At 51.5% G+C, this 20,294-nt stretch carries 24 protein-coding genes; 7 read left to right on the forward strand and 17 right to left on the reverse strand.

The genetic code is table 11. The annotated features are described in order from the left end of the window. Positions 1-15: 15 nt before the first annotated feature. The 10 genes from proB to hisA form a co-directional block, all read right to left on the reverse strand. Complete coding sequence (gene proB / locus EV12_RS11710) at positions 16-1,101, reverse strand: glutamate 5-kinase (RefSeq protein WP_036915489.1); 1,086 nt, start codon at positions 1,099-1,101, stop codon at positions 16-18. Next, positions 1,098-1,607, reverse strand: a complete 510-nt coding sequence (locus EV12_RS11715) for a YqeG family HAD IIIA-type phosphatase (RefSeq protein ID WP_036915492.1) — start codon at positions 1,605-1,607, stop codon at positions 1,098-1,100. Before EV12_RS11715 ends, proB begins: the two co-directional genes overlap by 4 nt. A 5-nt stretch (positions 1,608-1,612) precedes the next feature. Next, positions 1,613-2,149, reverse strand: a complete 537-nt coding sequence (locus EV12_RS11720; RefSeq protein WP_011826367.1) for a DUF3727 domain-containing protein — start codon at positions 2,147-2,149, stop codon at positions 1,613-1,615. A 20-nt stretch (positions 2,150-2,169) separates the two neighbouring features. Next, complete coding sequence (ruvX, locus tag EV12_RS11725; RefSeq protein ID WP_036915496.1) at positions 2,170-2,655, reverse strand: Holliday junction resolvase RuvX; 486 nt, start codon at positions 2,653-2,655, stop codon at positions 2,170-2,172. Continuing rightward, a complete protein-coding gene (locus EV12_RS11730) occupies positions 2,655-3,689 on the reverse strand; it encodes a hypothetical protein (RefSeq protein WP_241466544.1) in 1,035 nt (344 codons plus the stop codon). Before EV12_RS11730 ends, ruvX begins: the two co-directional genes overlap by 1 nt. A gap of 58 nt (positions 3,690-3,747) precedes the next feature. After that, positions 3,748-4,914 carry a F420-0--gamma-glutamyl ligase gene (locus tag EV12_RS11735; RefSeq protein WP_036915499.1) on the reverse strand — a complete coding sequence of 389 codons (1,167 nt, stop codon included), beginning with the start codon at positions 4,912-4,914 and terminating at the stop codon, positions 3,748-3,750. Positions 4,915-4,994: 80 nt separating this feature from the next. Next, on the reverse strand, positions 4,995-5,564 hold the full coding sequence (locus EV12_RS11740; RefSeq protein ID WP_036915501.1) for a thylakoid membrane photosystem I accumulation factor: 570 nt from the start codon (positions 5,562-5,564) through the stop codon (positions 4,995-4,997). Positions 5,565-5,596: 32 nt separating this feature from the next. Continuing rightward, positions 5,597-7,267: a DUF3685 domain-containing protein gene (locus tag EV12_RS11745; RefSeq protein ID WP_036915504.1), complete on the reverse strand. Its 1,671-nt coding sequence runs from the start codon at positions 7,265-7,267 to the stop codon at positions 5,597-5,599. Positions 7,268-7,338: 71 nt separating this feature from the next. Next, on the reverse strand, positions 7,339-7,713 hold the full coding sequence (locus EV12_RS11750) for a Fur family transcriptional regulator (RefSeq protein ID WP_241466555.1): 375 nt from the start codon (positions 7,711-7,713) through the stop codon (positions 7,339-7,341). Positions 7,714-7,868: 155 nt separating this feature from the next. Further along, positions 7,869-8,636: a 1-(5-phosphoribosyl)-5-[(5-phosphoribosylamino)methylideneamino]imidazole-4-carboxamide isomerase gene (gene hisA, locus EV12_RS11755; protein ID WP_036915507.1), complete on the reverse strand. Its 768-nt coding sequence runs from the start codon at positions 8,634-8,636 to the stop codon at positions 7,869-7,871. Between hisA and EV12_RS11760 the strand changes: the two genes are divergently transcribed. Beyond that, positions 8,635-9,660, forward strand: coding sequence for an NAD-dependent epimerase/dehydratase family protein (locus EV12_RS11760; protein ID WP_036915776.1), 1,026 nt, complete (start codon positions 8,635-8,637; stop codon positions 9,658-9,660). The two genes, hisA and EV12_RS11760, sit on opposite strands and share 2 nt — an antisense overlap. Here EV12_RS11760 and EV12_RS11765 read toward each other — a convergent pair. Then, positions 9,629-10,198, reverse strand: a complete 570-nt coding sequence (locus tag EV12_RS11765; protein ID WP_036915511.1) for a CDP-alcohol phosphatidyltransferase family protein — start codon at positions 10,196-10,198, stop codon at positions 9,629-9,631. The genes EV12_RS11760 and EV12_RS11765 overlap by 32 nt on opposite strands. Positions 10,199-10,230: 32 nt before the next feature. Between EV12_RS11765 and EV12_RS11770 the strand changes: the two genes are divergently transcribed. Then, a complete protein-coding gene (locus tag EV12_RS11770; protein WP_036915514.1) occupies positions 10,231-10,701 on the forward strand; it encodes a CBS domain-containing protein in 471 nt (156 codons plus the stop codon). 118 nt (positions 10,702-10,819) lie between these two features. Here the strand turns inward: EV12_RS11770 and EV12_RS11775 are convergent, their stop codons facing one another. Next, positions 10,820-12,373, reverse strand: a complete 1,554-nt coding sequence (locus EV12_RS11775; RefSeq protein WP_036915516.1) for a hypothetical protein — start codon at positions 12,371-12,373, stop codon at positions 10,820-10,822. A gap of 715 nt (positions 12,374-13,088) precedes the next feature. Here EV12_RS11775 and EV12_RS11780 point away from each other — a divergent pair. Beyond that, entirely contained in the window at positions 13,089-14,168 is a 1,080-nt protein-coding gene (locus EV12_RS11780) for a transporter substrate-binding domain-containing protein (protein WP_036915518.1), read from the forward strand. Positions 14,169-14,195: 27 nt separating this feature from the next. On the opposite strand, the gene EV12_RS11785 is transcribed toward EV12_RS11780, so the two are convergent. Next, entirely contained in the window at positions 14,196-14,744 is a 549-nt protein-coding gene (locus EV12_RS11785) for a hypothetical protein (protein ID WP_036915777.1), read from the reverse strand. A 381-nt stretch (positions 14,745-15,125) separates the two neighbouring features. Continuing rightward, positions 15,126-15,344, reverse strand: coding sequence for a ribbon-helix-helix domain-containing protein (locus tag EV12_RS11790; RefSeq protein WP_241466546.1), 219 nt, complete (start codon positions 15,342-15,344; stop codon positions 15,126-15,128). Between the two features lie 176 nt (positions 15,345-15,520). Between EV12_RS11790 and EV12_RS11795 the strand changes: the two genes are divergently transcribed. The 3 genes from EV12_RS11795 (at position 15,521) to EV12_RS11805 (ending at position 17,355) form a co-directional block, all read left to right on the forward strand. Then, positions 15,521-16,126 (forward strand): PCC domain-containing protein, encoded by a 606-nt coding sequence (locus tag EV12_RS11795; RefSeq protein WP_036915522.1) that lies wholly within the window; start codon positions 15,521-15,523, stop codon positions 16,124-16,126. Further along, positions 16,123-16,380: a DUF6737 family protein gene (locus EV12_RS11800; protein ID WP_036915524.1), complete on the forward strand. Its 258-nt coding sequence runs from the start codon at positions 16,123-16,125 to the stop codon at positions 16,378-16,380. Before EV12_RS11795 ends, EV12_RS11800 begins: the two co-directional genes overlap by 4 nt. Positions 16,381-16,470: 90 nt before the next feature. Beyond that, positions 16,471-17,355: a GNAT family N-acetyltransferase gene (locus EV12_RS11805; RefSeq protein WP_036915780.1), complete on the forward strand. Its 885-nt coding sequence runs from the start codon at positions 16,471-16,473 to the stop codon at positions 17,353-17,355. 76 nt (positions 17,356-17,431) lie between these two features. Here the strand turns inward: EV12_RS11805 and EV12_RS11810 are convergent, their stop codons facing one another. Then, positions 17,432-17,770 carry a c-type cytochrome gene (locus EV12_RS11810; protein ID WP_036915526.1) on the reverse strand — a complete coding sequence of 113 codons (339 nt, stop codon included), beginning with the start codon at positions 17,768-17,770 and terminating at the stop codon, positions 17,432-17,434. A gap of 350 nt (positions 17,771-18,120) precedes the next feature. Here EV12_RS11810 and pstS point away from each other — a divergent pair, with 350 nt between their 5' ends. Further along, entirely contained in the window at positions 18,121-19,104 is a 984-nt protein-coding gene (gene pstS / locus EV12_RS11815; protein WP_036915528.1) for a phosphate ABC transporter substrate-binding protein PstS, read from the forward strand. 163 nt (positions 19,105-19,267) lie between these two features. Here pstS and EV12_RS11820 read toward each other — a convergent pair whose 3' ends face one another. Continuing rightward, complete coding sequence (locus tag EV12_RS11820) at positions 19,268-19,477, reverse strand: hypothetical protein (protein ID WP_036915530.1); 210 nt, start codon at positions 19,475-19,477, stop codon at positions 19,268-19,270. 28 nt (positions 19,478-19,505) lie between these two features. Then, complete coding sequence (locus tag EV12_RS11825; RefSeq protein WP_036915532.1) at positions 19,506-20,189, reverse strand: SDR family oxidoreductase; 684 nt, start codon at positions 20,187-20,189, stop codon at positions 19,506-19,508. Positions 20,190-20,294 lie beyond the last annotated feature (105 nt).

Genomic DNA, 20,294 nt, shown 5'->3' on the forward strand with positions numbered 1-20,294 from the left:
TGATGTTCGCTCAAATCACGCGTTGCGGAGAACTAACACGTCCCTATGCACCACGACCGGTGAACGATTCGTGTTCATTTGGGTCTTAATGGCCTCAAGCAGTTCTTTGCTACTAAAGGAACACAAGCCTCGAGCGAGCTCGTTACCTTCGGGATTGATCAGTCTTACCGGCTGGTTGGCTTCAAAGTTTCCGTCCACCTCTTTAACCCCCACCAACAGTAGGGAAGCGCCACGATGTTGAAGGGCATCGCAAGCGCCTTCATCCAGCTGAAGGGTTCCTAAGGGCTTCAGGGCATGGGCCAGCCAGCTCTTGCGATTGCCGAGAGGTTGAGGATGAGGATGAAACACCGTGCCGCTCCGTCTTCCTTGCAGCAACCCATCAAGCACTTGAGGATCGCGGCCATCAGCAAGAAGAACGGTGATGCCACTTGCGGTAGCGATGCGAGCTGCTGCAAGTTTTGTGGCCATGCCCCCAGTGCCCCAGGGCCCTCCCTCCCCTGCTGCGACTTCCAGGGCAGTCAGTTCATGGGGATGGTAAACATCTGAAATCGGTTCGGCAGAGGCATTAATGCGGGGGTCTGAGGAATAAAGACGATCCACGTCGGTGAGCATGATCAGCTGATCAGCCTCCACTGCGGTTGCAACGAGAGCTGAAAGGGTGTCGTTGTCGCCGTAACGCAATTCTTCCGGAGAAAGGGCGTCGTTCTCATTCACCACCGGCAGCACGCCCCAGTCGAGCAGTTGCTTCAAGGTGCTTGAGGCATTGCGGTAACGGTGCCTCGAGCCAAGATCGGAGCGGGTGAGCAATACCTGAGCCACGGTGTAGCCCCTTCGGCTCATGGCAGCCTCATAGAGAGCCATGAGTTGTCCTTGACCGATAGCCGCCGTCGCTTGGAGAGCCACCTCATCGACCGGCCGTTGGCTTAGCCCTAGACGATTGCAACCCAGGCCTACGGCGCCACTTGTTACGAGGACAACATGATCCCCCCGCTTGAGGCTTGCTGAAAGGCAGGCGCTGTAGCTCTCAATCACTTCGGCGGTGGATTGCTTCTCATTGCCTCTCAGCAGGCTGGTTCCCACCTTCACCACCCACAGACTCATGTCTGAGGGGCCCCTAGCCATGCGGCAAGTTTTTGTTCAAGACGCTGCACTCGGTTGTTGTTGCAGGGGTAGCCATCAGCGCGTAGTGGTCGAACTAGAACGGTATAGAGATCAAGACGATTTCCGGCTAGCACGTCAGTGAAGATTCGATCTCCGACAATGGCGATCTCTGTAGGTTTGCACTGGATCTGATTGAGTACCTTTCTCAGTCGGGCTCTACGAGGTTTCGCTGCACTGCAGGTGAAGGTGAGATCTAGTTGCTCAGCGACCGAACCGATACGTTTTCGAGAGGGATTGTTGCTGAAAAGGTGAAGTAATAGATGGTGTTGGGCTTCTTTAACCCAGCTTGTAACGGATAGAGGTAGTTCAATCTCACGCCCGGGCAGCAAGGTGCGATCAACGTCAAGGATCAGCGCCTGCAGGCCCTGATCCAGCAAGTGCTGGATCGGCAGATGGGGGAGGGTCAGGCCGGGTTCCCAGTTGGGCTGAAGCCAGTGTTGGCTCATCAGATCTAAAGCTCCCTATCTTCGAGCTCGACTTCAATACGTGGCTGGATTTGATCGAATTCCTCTCCTTCTACAAGCTTTGCTTGACCGTCGGTCATGCGAGCCACAACGAAGAAGGGATCCAGAGGGATATAAAGGCCGTACTCCTGCTCTTGGACCATAAAACTAACGAGCAATTCGTATGTCTCGGAGTCATCATCGGTTTCCTCATCTTCCAATTCCTCTGGATCGGGTTCGTCTAGTTCACCGTTCACAGTGAGTGTTACGGCTGAGCGAACAAGAGTGAGGTCGTGTTCTTGAAGAACGACATCGGCCACTGAAAGGATTGGTTCACTGCTGGCAATGGTTTCGATCAGTTCAGGATCGTTGCCTTCGATGAGGCGGAAGAGGGAGACGGGGGTGTCGACCGGTGTAAGTAGGGCGTAATCCTTGTCATCAAGGGGGATGAGTTGCTCGAGAAAACAGAGCAGATCCCTCCCTTCATCATCTCTTACTAGGACCGTTGGCACCTCGCCATTGATGTTTGGACCCGGGGCAGTCATTGGAGCTGAGGTTGATTTGCTCAGGATCCACTATCGCTGTTCACCTGACTCACTGGATGGGCCGCCACGTGGACCGGTTTCAGTTCAGGGCCTTCTCGCAACCACTGCTCAAGCAGAAGTGCTGCCGCAGCGCTATCGAGCTGGCCACTGCGATCGCCTTGCAAGTTGTAGCGTTCCGCAGCAGCCCAACTACTGCTGTGTTCATTGACCAAAGCGAGAGGCAGCTTGAGAGCTCTCGCCAAGCGTTGTCCATAACGCTCATAGTGCCGTGCTTGATCTGTGGGCAGACCTTTGGCATCGAGCGGCAAACCCACCACCAGACCTTCAACTTTGCGACTAGTGCAGTGCCGCTGCAATGTTTTTAGGTCTCGGTCGAAGCTTTTTCTCTGCAGAGGTGGTAGAGGACTCACCGTGATGCCAAGTGGATCGCAGCCTGCTAGGCCGATGCGTCTTTTCCCCAAATCCAAACTAAGGATGGATTTGGGGCTGGGTTTTGTTGCCGTCATTAGCGTCGGCCCAGGCTTGGAGTAGGGAGGGGTGGTTGCTGTGGTTGCAGTCGCCCCAACATCGATTGCAATGGTCGTGCTCCAAGAAGCAACTTATTGCTTGCCTGGCGACGCCAAAGACTGCGACCAAGCAGCAACTCTTCTCCCGCCCGTTTCCATCTCAATTGTTCAAGCAGAGTATTAAGGGGCTCGTCTTCGCTGGTGGTGATCAAACGGAATTTTTTGGACATGCTCGTAAGGTCGGCCAAAACTTTTGGCAGAGCTTGTGACAGTCGGGGGTCCCAGCCGACATCGCGCATGAGTTCAAGCACTGTCTCTGAGCTTGTTCCAGGATGGCTGACCAAACCGGCAATGGCCGTAATCGTTGCGCCGCCCTGGGTAAGCAACACGCCACTGCCCGTTTGGTTTTGGTCAAGTAGGTCGATCCATTGTCGATCGACGATCTGGCGGAGATGGCCAGAGCCTCCGGCTTTTTCCAGTGGCCAAAGCAAAGAGGCTGTTCGACGGGTTAGCTGTTGCCAGCTGAGCTCATTAGGCCAAGTTGGTATCGACTGAGGCAACAGGGATGGAGGTGTCCAACACTGGAAGAGCTTGAGAGGCTGAAAACCGAGCACTCGGGCTAGTGCCAGCTGATCTGTGTCATTGGCAGGGCAGCGCAAAACCCAGCTTTGTGCACGCCTACTGCCTTGCTGAATGGCATTTTTTAAAAGGTCATGGCTCACGCATTGGTTGCTGCACTGCCGCGGCGACGTTATTAGCTCCGGTGAGCTCACTGACCAGCAGGTACCACGGCGGTTGTAAGGCCTAATTACAACGAGGCCGACCAGACTTTTCTGCTCAAGAGCAACTAAGCAGCTTGGTTGCCTGGCTGGCAGGAAGCTTGGAAGTTGTTGTTCAGCTCGTGCAAGCCAACCGCGCCAAAGCATGATTTCTAGCCAGTGCATCCGACCGGCGTGTTCGCTGGCATTCAGCATGGGGAAGTGGCTCGCTCTGAGGGGCTTCACCTGAAGGGGGCTGCTGGATGCCTCGATCACGCCTCGACCAATGCCTTCATTTGAATCTTATCCAGCTTGACCGTGTCTTCCAGTGTGGTCAATTGGGGCGCACCAATACCAGAGGCGTGCGTTCATTGGCATTACCGGCTGGATTCGGACGCAGAGCTTTCTTGAGAAGAGTTTCATCGCAACCACCACTAGAGGCCAGTATCTTGACGCGGCCCAGATCATTGACATCAACGATGGCCACACCAACTCCCAGCTCAGCGGCTGCTTGTCTGCAGAGCTTTGTTGGCTCGAGAGGCCCAAGCACGATTGTTTGGTCGTATGGAGGAGTGGTTCCTGTGATGTCATCAATTAGACGTGCCTGTTCGCCAGCAAGTCGGTAAAAGGCACCTTTGATACCTAACGTTTTCAGCATTAGGCCAACGATCCAGGCAAATAGCACTCTGGTTGGCCCTACCAAATTAATTAAGCTCTGTAGCCCACAAGCCGTAGCAAGACTGCTTGTGGGATGAAAGGCTCGGCAAAGGAACCGCGCGAGCCATCCAGGGTTCACGGTGCTGGGGTGGTGATAGCGCCCTTGCATAATCGCCACCGGGGTTTCCCCGATCGTGAGGACATCTCCCGGGCGTAGATGCGGTTTGGCGTAGTAACGCAAGATCTCAACGGTGTTGTCGAGGCTGCCAAGCAAATGGGTTTTCAGAGGCAACACCTCACAGCAATCGCCCGCCAGGAAGCTCACTTCAGAGGGCTTGAGGGGTTCAGGCTGATGGAGTGGCACAAGGACACCTTGTCGACGCTTCAGCCGGCCAAAGGGGCCGTAGTTCACCCAGTGCACATCCACCCAAATACTGTCAGCACTGGTTTCCAGATCGCTGCTTTTGCTGTTCTGCAGGTGCAGGTTCAGCTGCACCCTCGTGCTTTTGTGGCCTTTAACGATGTAAGCCGCCCAGTAACCATCATCGCGAGCCTTTTCATCCGGATGATGTGGGGTGATCTTTGTACTCAAATTGACTTCACTTAGATCGGCTTTACCAAGCAGAACAGGGTTGATTTGCAGCTCAGGCACCATCACTTCCATGCGCGGATGGGGGTTGCTGATCTCCAGCCAGACCTCTATATCAAGATCAGAGTTGCTTTGCTTGACCTTGAAGTCGAGAGCCTTGAGTCGCAGAGGGGAGGCGGGCCTCAGGCGATGCCTCAGTTCGAGCCAGGAGACAAAAAGCCCCAGCAATAGGAGCAGCTCTAGCAGGCAAGTCATTCGAGCAGCCGGCTTCTTAACCGGGGAACCTGGCGCGCAGCGTAAGGCGTGGTTGCTGGTGATACCAGTGCTTTAGCGCCTCATTCTTTCACCATAAAGCTGTTGTACTCATTGAAGCTGTCAATTTTGAGAGAATCAGTTGGTTTGCTAAGACCTGTCGAGGCACTGATTACATCATTGATTTCATCGAGTGAAACTTGGCCTTCTTGATCGAGCAGAATCTCGCCTTGACCATCGATCACCACCACTTGGGGGATGCGTCCATGCCAGTAATAAGAAGCTTCTTGGGGATCATTACTTGTCCGTCCTTGAAACGCGTCTGTGGTGTTGAGGATCAGATCGATAGCATTACCCCAGATTAATTGAATTGCCGATACCACAGGCGAATAAGCCTTGCTGACGGCGCTGTCATCGAGGTAGAACACAAGCACGCTGGTGCGTTTCTGCCTAAGGGCTTCGGAAAGGCTTGGTCCTTGCCCATAACCCAATGAACCGTTGCCTGCATAGATCGGAAAGATGTTGCCGTCATAGGTGTCGTCATCTCGGATGGCATGGGCTGGGGACACCATCAGAAGAATGGTCAGACCCAAGCTCAGGAGTGCTTTGAGCAGATGGGTCATGGGCAGTACACGGAGATGTTTAATCCTCATTTTGACGGTTGATTGCCTCGAAAGTGTGGGAGTTAGCCACCTCTCAGGCTGCGACCCATTCCCTGCGCGATTCCTCGTCCAACCAGACCGATAGCACGGCCTAATACCTGAGTAAGCACTACCACCATGAGATCACCGATGCGTTTGATCAGAGATTGCATTGAGGGTGCCAGAGCATCGCGGGCTTCGAGCAATAGAGCAACTTGCTGCTGCCACCAACCAAGCTGGCTGAGTTCTTCGTCGCGAGGTTCGGTGAGCAGTAATGGTTCGATAATTCCGTCTCTCAACCTGTAGAGGAGGCGTTTGCTTTCGTAGAGCTGGATTGGTCTTTGAATCCAGTTTTGCCAACGGGCCTGACCATTGAGCTGATTACGCAATCGCTCAAGTTCTCGTGTGGAGATCAAGTGCTGGTTAAGTAGGAATCGGCGTAGTTCAGGCCACTCACCACAGGTTCCGAGAACTTCGGCACTGATGATTTCAGCGGTTCTTACGAGCCAGTTACCCACCAGCATTTCTAGTTGCAGTAAGGCACGGGGGGCATCTGCCGGCAGCAGCTGGCCATCAACAAGCACGGGTCTGTCGAGCAGCAATGGAGCAAGCATTCTCTGGGGATCTGGAAGTTCTTGATCAATTCCCTTGAGATCGGCAGTGGCAAGCAATTGGTCTGCAACTGGTTTGAGTTCACCACCTCGAGGAAGTCTGACGTAATTACCTGCCATAGATCGCAGGGCTTGTTCACGCAGTTCAGATTCGAGCGTCAGCCAGGATTCATTGAGTGGGGTCTCGACGCTGTTGGCGTGACGCAGCCTTTTCATCACTTGATCCAATTGGTTTAAAAGGGCAAGGAGTAGATCACGACGTCGCTCAGGATTGAGGCTTTCAATCGCCAGCAGGCTGCCTGTTGAATTTTTGAGCCCTCGTTCGACGGAATCGCTAAGGCGCTGACGGATCGCTCCCCATACCGCCACTGCGTTCCGTTCACTGAGGCAGATAACCGTTCCAGCAGCTTCTGCTGAAATCTGTCTTGAAGCATCGAAATTGATGTGTGCCTTTTGAGCTGGCCGGTTTTGGGGGAAAGGGTTGCGTAGTCCCACTTGCAGCGGACCCCAAATCCATAACAAAAAATCTCTTGCACTGCGGAGTTCCCGCTGGCGCCCTTCCATCAAAAGACGAAACAGTTCATTTTTGGGCGGTGGGTTGAGGAAGGCCTCGATCAACCTCAGATCGTTGTCGATCTGCTGGAGACCACTCACCAACAGCCACTGACCAAGTCCCATCGTTGCTTGGGGAATGCTGTCTGGGGAGACGGGGGCTGCATTGAGTCTCACAACTCTGCCCCCGCCACAAAGTGTGGTGATGGCAGCCTGCAATGTGGCCAGATCGGGGTCTTGAAGTAGGCCTGGACAATCGAGGCTCAACAACTCGTTTGCATTGAAGCGAAGCTGGGCCGGAAGTATCAGCATTACTGGCGCAGGTTGCCAATGCTCCTGAAGTCTTTTGAGTTCCAGTTGCAATGTGCTGAGAGTTTCGAGACTCTCCACCGACAAGATCACTAGGACTGGATGACGGCTCAACTGGTCCGTCCGCAGAATGACATCCAGTTCTGGGTTTGCACTGCTGAGCTGCAACGCTAAGGATTCACCGAGCAGATCGGGAGCCAGCAACAGGATCTGAGTGGATGTGCTGTCCGCCAAATTCACCACGGCACAAGGCTTATGTCATCAAGGTAACGAGCGTTAGGCAAATCCTCCAGTCCGGTGAAATCTTGATGTTTTTAGTCCTGGTTATTACATGCTGGCCGACCGCTGAGTTGAAGGGTGTAGGAGTGAATGCAGTAACCAGTTTTGGCCTCGATTTGATCGAGCAAATCCTCAGGGAGTTCTATATCAAGGTCTGTGATATTGCCGGTCTCTATACAGGTGAGATGGCTATGAGGATCGCTTCGGTAGCTGTATAGGCGACCATTGGCGCGATCGAGACATTCGATCAGTCCTGCTGATTGAAGTGCCTCCAGGTTCTGATAAACGGATGTGTGACCAATAGACCGACCACAGGCGTTGAGCTTTTGAAAGATATCGCGAGCACTGAGATGAGTGGCTTCGCTCCAGAGGAGATCCAGCACCATGCGCCGCTGACGGCTTAGTCGCATCCCGAGACGCCGGCAGCGTTCGAAGGCTCCCTGCACTCCATCTTCATCTCGCCCACCACTTGAGCCGCTGATTTTGGGAGCGGTGTGCGTCACAACTGAAGTGATAATGAATTCAATTTACGGCTCCAGCAAGGTCAATTCATATTCCAAGGTCCTCATGCCATCAGTGATTTGCTGCTTGGTGGGTCCTGAAGTCGGCCATCACCAATGGCTCGGGTTGCTTCTTGTAGATCCACCTTGCCGTCGTAGAGAGCTCTTCCCACAATCACCCCTGTCACTCCATAGGGTTCAAGAGCCAGCAGACTAAGTAGATCGGCCATGCAACCCACGCCTCCGGAGGCGATTACTGGAACGCTGCTGGCGTTTGCCATTGCGCGTAGTGAATCTAGGTTCGGCCCTTCAAGGGTTCCATCGGTTGCAATGTCTGTGCTGATGATTGCGGCGATGCCGGCAGCATTGAAATCAGCGGCTAAGTCTGTTGCATTCACCTCGCTTTGACTAATCCATCCTCGTGTTGCCACCTTGCCGTTTTTGGCATCGATGCCGACGATTATTCGACCGGGATTCCTTTGGGCCAGCTGTTTCACTAGCTGGGGTTGCTCTATTGCCACGGTGCCAAGGATGACTTTTTCAAGGCCGTAGGCGAGGAGTTCTTCAGCTCGTTCGAGAGTTCGCACACCACCCCCGAGCTGTACAGGAATATTGAGGGCAGAGGTAATCGCTCGCACACAGGAATCGTTGACCGGCTCACCAGATTTGGCGCCATCGAGATCCACCAGGTGTAGACGGGTTGCCCCCTGCTGCTGCCAGCTAAGGGCTTGAGCAACGGGGTCCTCGCTGAAGCGAGTCACCTTCTCGTAGTCCCCCTGGTGAAGTCGCACGCAAGCGCTGTCCAGTAGGTCGATGGCTGGGATGATCTCCATGATTGGCAAAGAACGTTGCCTTAGGCCTCCATCCTGCAGGGCGAAGGGCCTTCAGTTGCTGATCGAACGCGCTTCAATATGCGCGTTTGATGATTCAGCTGTTTTGAAGATTCTGATCATGGGGGGAACCCGATTTGTCGGCAAGCCTCTGGTTACTCAACTTCAGGCCCAAGGCCATGCACTCACGTTGTTCACTCGTGGCCGCCATCCTGTGCCAGATGGTGTGGAACATCTCAGTGGTGATCGAGCCACCACTGAGGGACTGAGTTGTCTTCAAGGCCGAAGCTTCGATGTCATCGTCGACAGCTCAGGGCGCAAGCTTGAGGACAGCCAAAGAGTGGTGGCCTGTACAGGAGAGCCAAAGCATCGTTTTCTCTATGTCAGTTCCGCTGGCGTCTATGCCGATTCCGAACAGTGGCCACTAAATGAGGAGAGTGCCACCGACCCGGACAGTCGTCATGCCGGCAAGGCTCAGACTGAATCATGGCTGCTTCAGCAGGGAATTCCATTTACCAGTTTCCGACCTACATATATCTATGGTCCCGGTAATTACAACCCAATTGAACGTTGGTTTTTCGATCGTATTGTTCATAATCGACCGATTCCGTTGCCACGAGATGGCACCACCATCACCCAATTGGGTCATGTTGTTGATCTGGCTGATGCCATGGTTCGTTCCCTTGAGGTGGAGACAGCAACGAATCGCGTTTACAACTGTTCCAGCAAGCGTGGTATCACCTTCAGGGGCTTGATTGCAGCGGCAGCAAGGGCTTGTGGCAAAGATCCAAATGCAGTTGAGCTTCGTTCTTTTGATCCCTCAGGCCTGAATCCCAAAGCTCGTAAGGCATTCCCGCTGCGGCTGAGTCATTTCCTTACCGATATCACCAGGGTGGAGCGGGAATTGGCCTGGCAGCCACGCTTTGACCTTGAGACTGGCCTCGAAGATAGCTACTGCAACGACTACTCCTTGAACCCAACGGCTGAACCAGATTTCAGTGCCGATCAATCCTTGATCGGGGTTTGATGTATGCCACCGCAGAGCTAAGGGCCAGGATCAGAGATGGCCAGAACAACCACCAACCCAGTTGCTGCACATTTAGGCAAAAGTTGTGGCTTCCCCAACTAGGCGGCCACAACAACAGCAGCATGCTTAGGAACTGAAGGATTGTCTTTGCTTTACCTCCCCAAGAAGCAGGAGCACCAGATGAGGATTGAGCACGCCAACCGGAAATCAGTAGTTCCCTGGCCAGCAGTAGCCAGATCGACCAAACAGGCAAGACCTCGTTGCTGGCCAGCCAGATCATCGGTGCTGCAAGAAGGAGCTTGTCAGCAAGCGGGTCCAGACGGGCACCCCAACTACTACCACCACCCGCTCTGCGGGCCAGCCAGCCATCGGCGGCGTCGCTAAGCCCTGCTAGCAGCAACAACATCCATGCCAGAGCAGGCTGTCCAAATTGAAGGAACAACACCAGGGGGAGGCCTGCGGCGGAACGCCCCACGGTTAGAGCATTTGCCGATCTTCTCAGTGTTGATGGTGAACCGAGGCGGGATGGTGCACTCACAGGCTCAGAATGAATGAACTTGCATGTGATTCATGGTGCTCCAGCAGACGGTGAAGGATGTCATGTCAACGCCTGTGCTCAGTGTCGTGCCAGCCACATCTCTGCAGGAGGCTGTACAACTGCTAACTGATCACCACATCAGTGGCCTGCCAGTCATCAACGACGATGGCACGCTTGTGGGGGAACTCACTGAGCAAGATCTAATGGTGCGCGAGAGCGGCGTTGATGCTGGTCCCTATGTGTTGCTGCTCGACAGTGTTATCTACTTGCGGAACCCCCTTAACTGGGACAAGCAAGTTCACCAGGTGCTTGGTACCAGCGTCAACGACTTGATGCGCAGCGACACCCATACCTGCAATGAAACACTGCCATTACCAAGGGCCGCCGCCATGCTTCATGACCGCAGTACCCAGCGCTTATTTGTGATCAACGATCAGCGCAAACTTGTTGGGGTGATTACTCGGGGTGATGTTGTTCGGGCTTTATCGATGCAGGGTGAATAGTGCCTAGCAAAGCTCTCAAATATGCAATATCCAATCTTGAGGCATCGTGAATTGAACACGATCCAAATTGGTAACGCCTTATGGCTAAGGCCTGCTATGAAAACGATTTATTTGACTGTTAGTTGATCAGTCCTACCTCTGATGTGGACAGCGGTGGTGGAGGTAATAGCGGTAGTGGTGGAGCTCCAATAAGTGGGGGAGGTTCGATTTCGGCCGGATTTTCATGGATCGGGCCTTTTCGTTGATTGGTCTGTTGGGCTGTAGGCAGGGCCTCGCCTTCCCGAAGCAACAAAGGTGGTGGCAGATCCGGTGGAAGCAGGGTGTTGCCCCATTCCAGATCCGTTCTCAAGGGACTCTTATCTTTGCGATTCAAGGGTGAATCCAACTTTTCGTGCGTTTCGAGCAATACAAGTGGATCTGCCGTAATCGGCGGTTCCCGTAGAGGGGCTCGATCACTATTACGAGCCACAAAAGTACGTTGGCTATCGCTGGGAATGGTAGGGCCGGGCTTTGGCGCCCAGATCATCCTGGCGATGGGCTCCACACCTTGCTCTATCAATCGATTAAGTCCAGCTAGGGCTCGGTCGAATAGTTTTCCGCCCGGCCATTGTTGGCAATTAACTCCATTGCAGTCTTGGGCCCCATCAATCCTGGGGCTGAGAGAAGCTGCCAAGGTTCCCTGAAGTTGGAAGCGCCGTTCACTGAGCCTCAGGAGATAGGGAACATGCACAAAGCTTGTGACACCACCGCTAATCCAATTGGCGTCATCCTCCGTGAATCCCTTGACGCCTGGAATGATCAAACGACTCTTGGAGGCATGGTCTGGCATGTAAGCCGCCACAAGGCCACGGCTGCGGGCTAAATCCTTGCTCTGTTCAAGGGTTAACCCATCTCTGCTCATTAATACCTCCATACGCCCGTCTTGTCGCAGGCCCATGATCATCCTGATGCGAGGAAGGTAGTAGCGGATCCGCTGGCCCATGCTGATGCTGTATGCGCCCTTGTAACGAGGAGGAGGCGCTTCCAGATCGTTGTAAATGCTGTGTAGGCCTCCGATAAAGGTGTCGTAGTTGGAGGCACGATTGGGTGTTAGTTCTCCGTAACCGAAGTCCACTCTGCCGTTGTAGCGAATGCCTATGTAGGCGCGTTGGACGGAGGCAGCGCGATTACGACTACTCCAGACGCGTTGACCCAGCTTGAGATCTCCAAGGGGAACTGTGATCTCTTGGCCGCCAATGTCAACATGCCGCTCGTACATCGGACCAGAGACAAATGCCAGTGAAGAAGAGTCCTGGAAAGCGTCCTGTTCTCTATCCCAGCCTTCAAGAAGGCCGAACTTCACTTTACGTGGATCAAAATCGAGTGCGTAGACCTCATCGTTTGGTCGATAGCGAAAGGGAGCATGTACTTGTCTGTTAATGCTCTCTTGGGCGACTTGACTTGGGTTGAAGCGTTCAGGTGCTTTCGGAGCCAGAGCCACAAGACCAGCAAAAACTGTGAGCGGTACCCCGATCACAAGTAAGCGTTTGGATAGCTGAGAGCGCCTGCGCTGAGGCCGTCGCCGCCGCCTTGGCGGGGAGGCTGTGCGGCCAGCACGTCTAAGTGGAGCTGCCTTTGCTTTGGTTGTAGCTGTTTTCGTTCGGGGCAAGTAAGAAATGGCTACCTTCACCATCAGCAAATTCAGCTAAAGCTCACTGCATCAATGGCTTCCCGTCAACTCCCTAGAGGAAGGAAATCGTTAGTGAATGGCTTCTTGCTGAAAATGAAGCAGGTAAAGATGATATAAATTCGAACCTTTCGCAGAAAAATTATCACCTCCTCTTCGGTCCAAAAGGGCTTCGAGGCGGGATTTTGATCAATTTCAAATCTTTTCATAGTCAATGATTGTTAGCCGTATTTTCGCTGCGTCCGTTACGTATTCCTAGCTACATCAATATTGCTTAAGGAAGAATTTTGCTTGGTTTGGTTTGTTATGTGATCGTGACGCGGTCAATGTGTTTGATCTAGTTGTCCCGTCAGATGCTGTCTTATTCAAAGGTTATGGTTATATTCGAAAAACGACGCAACTCTTGCAAGCACTTAAGCCATTACAGATGGAAACAGAAAAACGCTCTTAAGGGCTGTTGATCGCAATCTAAGATGGACTTTTCAGTTGTAGCCTCTAGATGACTCTTTTTCTTGTTAGTGCCTTGGTTGGATCCGTTCTGGCAATGATTTTGATCGTTCGTCGCCTAGAACAGAAATAAGCTTTTGCTTGTCTCTCCTCTGAAGTTCTTGCTCAGACTGGTCTTTCAACCTTTCTTGTCGTGGTGGTGTGGAGAAAATCGTCCGCAGCCCTATGACAGCCTTAGGTTAGATGGGCTTTTCAGTTCGTGTGTTGGCGATTGATGGGCGGCATGAATCTAAAGAGAAGGCTCTCCGTTGTTGCCTTGATCGTCATGGCGACTCCGTCTCCCCTTCAGGCAATGGCTTTGAGGGTTGGAGTGAGTGGTTCGCCACCATTTGTTGACAAGAGGGCTGGTGTATATGAGGGCATTAGTGTTGAAGTTTGGCGTCAGATTGCTAATGCAAAAGAACTTGAGTACATTCTCATTCAATACCCCAACGTAGATTCGAATATCAAGGCGGTAGCTGATGGAAAGATTGACCTAGCTATCGGACCGATCAGCATTACGCCAGATCGGGTGGCAAATAATCGGATTGAATTCACCCAACCTTATTTCTATGCAGAGGAGGGTGTTTTAGTACCCTCACAACCACCCGGATTGTGGAAGAGGATTAAACCTCTCTTTGGTGTCGCTGCTTTATCTTCTATCACTTTTTTGTTGTTTACACTTTTCTGTGTAGGCAATTTGATTTGGCTTGCAGAACGCAAACGCAACCCTGAACATTTTCCTCCTCAATACATACAAGGTGTAGGGAATGGGATTTGGTTTGCGTTGGTTACACTCACAACCGTAGGCTACGGAGACCGTGCACCTTTAACTAAAGCTGGACGCAGCATAGCAGGGGTCTGGATGGTAATTTCACTAGTATCAGTGTCGACAATTACTGCAGGATTGGCTTCAGCATTTACCGTCTCTCTATCTCAGACGCGATTGTCTGGCGTCATGAAACCATCGGATTTGGATGGTGAATTAATTGGTGTAGTTGCTGGCACCACAGGTGCATCTTTAGCCAGATCATATGGTGCACGGCCATTTCCAGTACCAACCCTTAAGGATGCTATTAATCTAATCAAGAAAAACAATGTCTCAGGAGTGATCTCCGACAAACCTATCTTGAGTTATTACATGAAAAATAATCCAGATAAATCTCTGAAATTAGCACCTTTTAGGCTTTCCCTTCAGACCTATGGATTTGTCTTACCTAGTGATAGTCCATTTGAACGTTTAATTAATATTGAACTCCTTCGTCTTGAACGCAGTCGTCAGGTTAGAGCGATAACCGACAGGCTTTTGAAATAATCCCTCTGATCTAATGCTCACAAACATTTAGTTTTGCAGCTGACACTTCAACACTGCTAGCGCTTCATCGGGTAGTCCCAAAAATTGATCCAGCCATGCGGCTCCACTGAGTGGCACGGTCGCGACTCCCACAAGTACGGCATTGCCATCCGCATCAAGTGCCTGTCCTTTTACATGATGGCGCTGACTCTCAACCTTTCCACTGCTGAGGCATGTGTTCACAGTCAGGTCAGGAGCAGTGAGCCAACTGCCAACTGTGAAACAGAATTGCGCTTCAAACTGAAGTGATAGTTCACCACTATCGGGCGCGAAAGACCCTTCAAGCTTTTGGGTTGCAATGCTGATGTTCAAACCTGGAGGCATTGGCAAGCCAAGTATCTGTGTTGTGCGCCAGCTGAGAGCAGGAATGATCAGGGTTTTTGGATCAAAGCGAAGACTTCTCAGACCATCTTGACTTAAAGGCCCTAGAAGGCCGTCTCCACCCCCACCTCTAGCGTCATAACTAAAGGCTGGATAAGCACCGATAGCTAGACGACATCCTTTCTGACTGGTCAGATGCATTACGGACGACAACATAACAACTTGGCCGATACCCACGTTGACAGAGGCTAAGCGCAGGTGTATTCAGATCAACTTATAAAACCAAATAAGCTTTGCCTAAACAGACTCTCTATAGATGCAGTATTTAATTAGAATTATTTGACACTAGATGTCTAGGATAATCAACGATCGACTGGAAAGATTCGAAACAAATCCTTGCCGCAGACGACATAAAGATACTTTTATCTAGATAATGTTTTGACAGAGGTTGAGACTGTAAATATCGAGTGAATCGCCCCTCCAGCTCATCAATGCAGCAAAGATGAACCATTAACACTATTTAGTCAACCTTCTAATACTGCGCCAACATCAGCATCTAAATAGTCAAGACACTTACCATTCAGCAGGACTGGCCTGCTACCCGTCCAACTGACAATGACGACGCAATCCATCTTCAATCAAGAATGACGCAAGGCTGCTACAGCTACGCCTTTCTGCAAGGGCATGCTGCTTGAGCCGATTCATCAAACCCGCAGGCAGGGTCACATTTAGGCGTTCCGATTCAGCAGAATCGGCCACCATTGCTGCACTTGGAGCCTCTTGAGGCAATCGTTGGCGCTCTTGCAGCTCGTCCATTAGGTTCTGCAGTGACGACACTTTGACGTCTTAGCTTGGCAGAAATATTTCAGCAATAAATTGCCATTCGTGCTCAAAAGCTCTCTATGGCAATCTTCGAGTCGTCTATCGATCAGGTCTGAGGATCAGCATTTATTATTGACTACTTAATCTCTGTTTTCACTGAGGAGAACTCCATGCGATCGCTGCCATTGAAGCTTGCTCCAGGCAGCGACCTGCTCATAAGCCTTCAGAAAATGGCTCAGGAACAGAACAGCTCAGGTTTCGTTCTTGGTGTGGTTGGCAATCTTTCGCGTGCAGCATTTCAGTGTCCTGGTCAGTCAGGGCCCACTGTCCTCGAGGGAAACTTGGAGATCATCACTCTTAATGGCACGGTTTCTCCCAATAGTGTGCATCTGCATCTAAGCCTCTCTGATAGTGCCTGTCAGGTATGGGGAGGCCATCTTGAACCAGGCACCCTTGTCCTCAAGGGTGCTGATCTGTTGGTGGGTTTGTTGGATCAGTCTCTCCCACAAGACTCTCCTGACTCTTCTCAGACACCAAGGGTGGAAATTGCTGTTCTGCCTGGTTGCCCTTGGTCTACCAGAGCTCTGAGGATGCTTCGTTCTCTTTCAATTCCGCACACCGTTAAGAGCATCGACAATGATGCCTCTTTCAAGGAGTTCAATCACCTTAGTGAGCTCAATACTTTCCCTCAGGTGTTCATCGATGGTGAGTTGATTGGCGGGTACGATGAACTCTCAAAGATGCATGCTTCTGGCCAACTAGAGACACTGCGATGAGTAGTGATCAAGGCAAAGCAACCAATGCAAGCTTTTGGGATGAAAAACCCTGGTGGTGTCAACCCTGGAGCATTCTGCTCACAGGTGTTGCTTTTGTTGCTTTCAGTTGGTGGTGGCCCAATCTGCTTTGGTTTACTGTTCTGATCGCTATAGGCGTGATCGGATGGTGGGGCCTATTTCTAGTGCTAGCCCCAGCGGTCTATCGCCAGCAGATTCAGCAGCAACTTTCGGAACAGGATCAAATCTCATCCTGATGGAAATAAGTCTTTGAATATCACGCCCCATCATTGGATCAATCTCCAAACCAGCTGGGCCTTGCAAAACATCTCGTCAATTGCTTCGTTATGGCCTCGCTGCTAAAGATCCAGCCGCTGCAACGCAATGACATCGACAGGGTTACGCAGTGGGCCAGGGCAGAGGGTTTTGCTCCTGGTGTTGGTGATGTGAGTATTTATCGTCATGCCGACCGCCAGGGACTATGGGTAGGTTGGCTCGGCAATCAGCCTGTCGGTTGCATTGCCGGAGTTCGCTACAACGCCGCCTATGGCTTCATCGGATTGTTCCTTGTCATTCCGGAACATCGAGGTCATGGGTATGGAGTTCAGCTATGGGAACATGCTCTCGAGCATCTCGTTGATCTTCCTTGCGTTGGTTTAGAGGCTGCGTACGATCGAATTGACGACTATGCCGGATGGGGCTTTGTAACTGCATCGCCGACAACTCGCTGGCAAAGAATTTGTGATGGCAACCTAATTGGCGACGATGATGATTCCAATGGCGAAGGGTTGCAACTGCTTGAGGGTGATTCGATCCCCGCGATGGCTGTACAGTCTTATGACGCCATACGTGAACCAAGCCCCCGCCCGCACTTCCTTTCCGATTGGCTTCAGCATCCTGCCGGTAATGTGTTGGCCCTGGTAGATGGCAATGATTGTTGCCATGGATTTGGCAGGATTCGTCCTTGTCTATTACGTGATGGGGAAGGCTGGCGGATTGGGCCGCTATTAGCTGATAGTCCTCAACTAGCTGAGCTGTTGTTGAAGCGTTTGATCCAACGCCATCCAGGTGTGGTGCTCTTGGACGCACCTGGAGGCAACTCTTCAGCAGAGCCCCTGCTTCAGCAACTTGGCTTCAAGGCTGTCTCTCAGACTTTGCGTATGTATCGCGGAGAACAACCCTCTATTCCTTTAGACGAGGTTTATGGTTTGGCCTGCTTGGAATTGGGCTAAAAATAGAAAATCCCTCAGTCAAGCTGGTTAAAAACCAGGGTTGACTGAGGGATTTAAAACTATTGATTTACTTTAACTACCAACCACTGCTGGCTTGAGCCTCTACATAGGCTGCTACATCGGCAATATCTGCTGCACTGAGGACGTCTGCAAAGGAAGGCATGCCGCCTTTACCATTGGTGACCTGGGCCATAATTGCTTCTTCATGACCTGAGCCATAGTTGCTTAAGGTAGCTTCTAGAGCGGCTTTTTGAAGGGTCTTGGCAGGATCTACGATGTTTCCGCCGCCAGCATGGCATGCGGCACAAGTAGACGAGAAGACTTGTCCTCCATGGGCTGAGTCAGCAGCCATCACCCAAGAAGGAGCTGCAAAGCATACGGTGATAGCAAGGAGAGCTGAAAGTAGCCTACGCATCAGAAGCAGGTATCAAAGCTCACTATTATTGGTTATCGAATGGTCTGAGAACTCTTTTGGATGGAAGCTGTTATTAATTCAAATATTCGCCAAAAGGCCTACGCCTTATTGATCTTTGGAGATCAAGACCAAGCCTGACTTTGCTAAGCAAGGGGGCAGGAAGCTCCCTTTGCTGCTCGGTTGCTCGGCTTTTGCCTAGAGAAAAAAACAAGGGTCTAGTGGGAAGAACGTTCTTATCTCCCTGAACCACTGACCAATTCATCAAGATCTCCTAGTCAATTGCTGTCTTTTTCCCATCAAGGGGCATTTCTTATCTAGTTATGGGTTCATGAAATTCTTTAAGGGGCCCCATGTCGTTCTCAAAGAAGGCCCTCTTGCTCTTTTCTGTGGTTGTTCTTAGTGCTGGCATTACTGCTTGCAGCACCTCAGGATCATCCGGCCGTCTCAGCGGAGCTGGTGCGACCTTCCCTGCGAAGATCTATACCCGCTGGTTTAGTGATCTCTCGGTGGCTGGGGGGCCGCAGGTCAACTATCAGGCTGTGGGTTCTGGATCTGGTCGCAAAGCCTTCATTGATCAAACTCTGAACTTCGCTGCTTCGGATGATCCGATGAAGCAAGAAGATATTCAGAAGGTCAAGCGTGGGTTGGTGCAAATCCCGATGGTTGGAGGCACAATTGCCTTTGGTTACAACTGGAACTGCGATCTACAGTTGACCCAAAAGCAAGCAGTCCAGGTCGCACTTGGAACGATCACTGATTGGGATCAGCTCAATTGCCCTGCAGGCAAGATCACTTGGGTGCATCGTTCAGATGGCTCAGGCACAACCAAGGCATTTACCAATTCCATGCAGGCCTTCTCCAAAGAATGGACACTTGGCATAGGCAAATCAGTCGATTGGCCTGCAGGAGTGGGTGCCAAAGGTAATTCGGGTGTTGCTGGTGTAATTACAAACACACCAGGTGCCATCGGCTATGTGAATCAGTCATACATTAAAGGAAAGGTTAAAGCTGCTGCACTTGAAAATCTCTCTGGAGAGTTCCTCACGCCAAGTGTGGAAACAGGAGCAGCTGCCCTCAATGGCATCAAGCTAGACGCCAATCTCGCTGGTACAAATCCAAATCCCACGGCGAAAGGTGCTTATCCGATTGCCACTCTCACCTGGTTGTTGGCATACAAAACCGGTAATGGCAGCAACCTTGACGCACTCAAAACGACATTTGACTATATGTTGAGTGATCAGGCTCAGGCCCAAGCTGATGGCTTGGGATTTGTTCCCCTTCAGGGCGAGATTCTCGACAAGTCACGTGCTGCCGTTGGCATGGTCGGCAAGTGATCAAATCACTTGCCTCGTTTAAGTCGTCTTATTGAAATTATCAAAAGGGAAGCTAATAATTCCTTTAAATATCTCCCTCTTCTATTAGCCTATATTGCTTGTCGCTTAGGAACCAACATGTTGTAATCCATTAGTCTTTAAATGGGTTTAACCCTGGCAAGTATCAATAACCAGAGGTCTGGTTTCCATGTTTTCGCTGACGTTGTTTCTCCTCAAGAAGTTCGCTTTCGAGCTGTTCAATCAGCTTGGTAACTAGTGCGTGAAACTCAGGCTGACAACCTCGAAATGCCGCCTTGTGACGAATGGGTTCGTTACGAGTACGCAGGTCGGTAAGCATCAGCTGTAGGGCATCAATTCTGGCATTGGTGTTCATGACCAGACACACTCCTCATTTGAAGACACTATGACGCCAGAGCATTGATGTTTTTGAGCGCTTGTTGCATTGTGATTCGCTTCAGATCAGGATCGCTCGTGACCTCGATGATACGGCCAATTGACGATGGAGTCTTAAGGGCTTCAATGCAGCAGCGCGCCACTAATCGTCGAGGAATTCTAGCGTCTTCCTGACAATCGGCCGCTGTATAAAGGATCCCTTCTTTCTCTAGGTTCTCTTCTCGATCGTTCAGGCCACCCGGTCTAATCACAGTCCAATCGAGACCGCTTTGCCCTAGTGCCTGTTCCCCTAGGCGTTTCCAAACCAAGATTAGGCCAAAAAGATTGAGTGGATGCAACCATCGTCCGGCACAGAGCGAACTAACCAGCACAACCCTTTTGACGCCAACCCTTTTGCAACTGGCGATTTGCTGTCTTACCCCTAAGGCATCAACCCGCGCGGGTCCGGTGAGATCTGCAGAGGGTCTGGCACCGGTTGCGAGCACAAGGGCTTCGCAGCCTTCTAGTGCTGCATCCAGCGCTTTTTCATCCCCCAATGACAAGCGTCGCTGATCACAATTGCTCAAGTCATCCGGCAAAAGGGAATTGGGACGAAGCAACAGGCGGACCTGATTCCCTTCTTTTAGGGCTTCCTCAGCAACTCGATAGCCGGTTTTGCCAGAAGCTCCACTGATGGCAAGCTTGATCCCCATGTGGTTTTGCAGATTATTTTGACAGGTCTAACGAAAATGTGAACAACACTGTTGGTTCTTTAATGATCTATTGTCAGCACCGATGCCGTTCAGCCTTAGCAGTGG

It is taken from the genome of Prochlorococcus sp. MIT 0701 (genome assembly GCF_000760295.1).
GTDB lineage: Bacteria > Cyanobacteriota > Cyanobacteriia > PCC-6307 > Cyanobiaceae > Prochlorococcus.

Coding starts and splice junctions, on each gene's coding strand:
- ruvX (WP_036915496.1), bottom strand. CDS start 2,655: ATGACGGCAACAAAACCCAGCCCCAAATCCATCCTTAGTTTGGATTTG.
- EV12_RS11820 (WP_036915530.1), bottom strand. CDS start 19,477: ATGAACACCAATGCCAGAATTGATGCCCTACAGCTGATGCTTACCGAC.
- EV12_RS11790 (WP_241466546.1), bottom strand. CDS start 15,344: ATGGACGAGCTGCAAGAGCGCCAACGATTGCCTCAAGAGGCTCCAAGT.
- EV12_RS11800 (WP_036915524.1), top strand. CDS start 16,123: ATGAGTAGTGATCAAGGCAAAGCAACCAATGCAAGCTTTTGGGATGAA.
- EV12_RS11780 (WP_036915518.1), top strand. CDS start 13,089: ATGGGCGGCATGAATCTAAAGAGAAGGCTCTCCGTTGTTGCCTTGATC.
- EV12_RS11770 (WP_036915514.1), top strand. CDS start 10,231: ATGGTGCTCCAGCAGACGGTGAAGGATGTCATGTCAACGCCTGTGCTC.
- EV12_RS11810 (WP_036915526.1), bottom strand. CDS start 17,770: ATGCGTAGGCTACTTTCAGCTCTCCTTGCTATCACCGTATGCTTTGCA.
- EV12_RS11715 (WP_036915492.1), bottom strand. CDS start 1,607: ATGAGCCAACACTGGCTTCAGCCCAACTGGGAACCCGGCCTGACCCTC.
- EV12_RS11740 (WP_036915501.1), bottom strand. CDS start 5,564: ATGAGGATTAAACATCTCCGTGTACTGCCCATGACCCATCTGCTCAAA.
- EV12_RS11825 (WP_036915532.1), bottom strand. CDS start 20,189: ATGGGGATCAAGCTTGCCATCAGTGGAGCTTCTGGCAAAACCGGCTAT.
- pstS (WP_036915528.1), top strand. CDS start 18,121: ATGTCGTTCTCAAAGAAGGCCCTCTTGCTCTTTTCTGTGGTTGTTCTT.
- EV12_RS11785 (WP_036915777.1), bottom strand. CDS start 14,744: ATGTTGTCGTCCGTAATGCATCTGACCAGTCAGAAAGGATGTCGTCTA.
- EV12_RS11735 (WP_036915499.1), bottom strand. CDS start 4,914: ATGACTTGCCTGCTAGAGCTGCTCCTATTGCTGGGGCTTTTTGTCTCC.
- EV12_RS11760 (WP_036915776.1), top strand. CDS start 8,635: ATGATTGGCAAAGAACGTTGCCTTAGGCCTCCATCCTGCAGGGCGAAG.
- proB (WP_036915489.1), bottom strand. CDS start 1,101: ATGAGTCTGTGGGTGGTGAAGGTGGGAACCAGCCTGCTGAGAGGCAAT.
- EV12_RS11795 (WP_036915522.1), top strand. CDS start 15,521: ATGCGATCGCTGCCATTGAAGCTTGCTCCAGGCAGCGACCTGCTCATA.
- EV12_RS11805 (WP_036915780.1), top strand. CDS start 16,471: ATGGCCTCGCTGCTAAAGATCCAGCCGCTGCAACGCAATGACATCGAC.
- EV12_RS11775 (WP_036915516.1), bottom strand. CDS start 12,373: ATGGTGAAGGTAGCCATTTCTTACTTGCCCCGAACGAAAACAGCTACA.
- EV12_RS11720 (WP_011826367.1), bottom strand. CDS start 2,149: ATGACTGCCCCGGGTCCAAACATCAATGGCGAGGTGCCAACGGTCCTA.
- hisA (WP_036915507.1), bottom strand. CDS start 8,636: ATGGAGATCATCCCAGCCATCGACCTACTGGACAGCGCTTGCGTGCGA.
- EV12_RS11750 (WP_241466555.1), bottom strand. CDS start 7,713: ATGCGACTAAGCCGTCAGCGGCGCATGGTGCTGGATCTCCTCTGGAGC.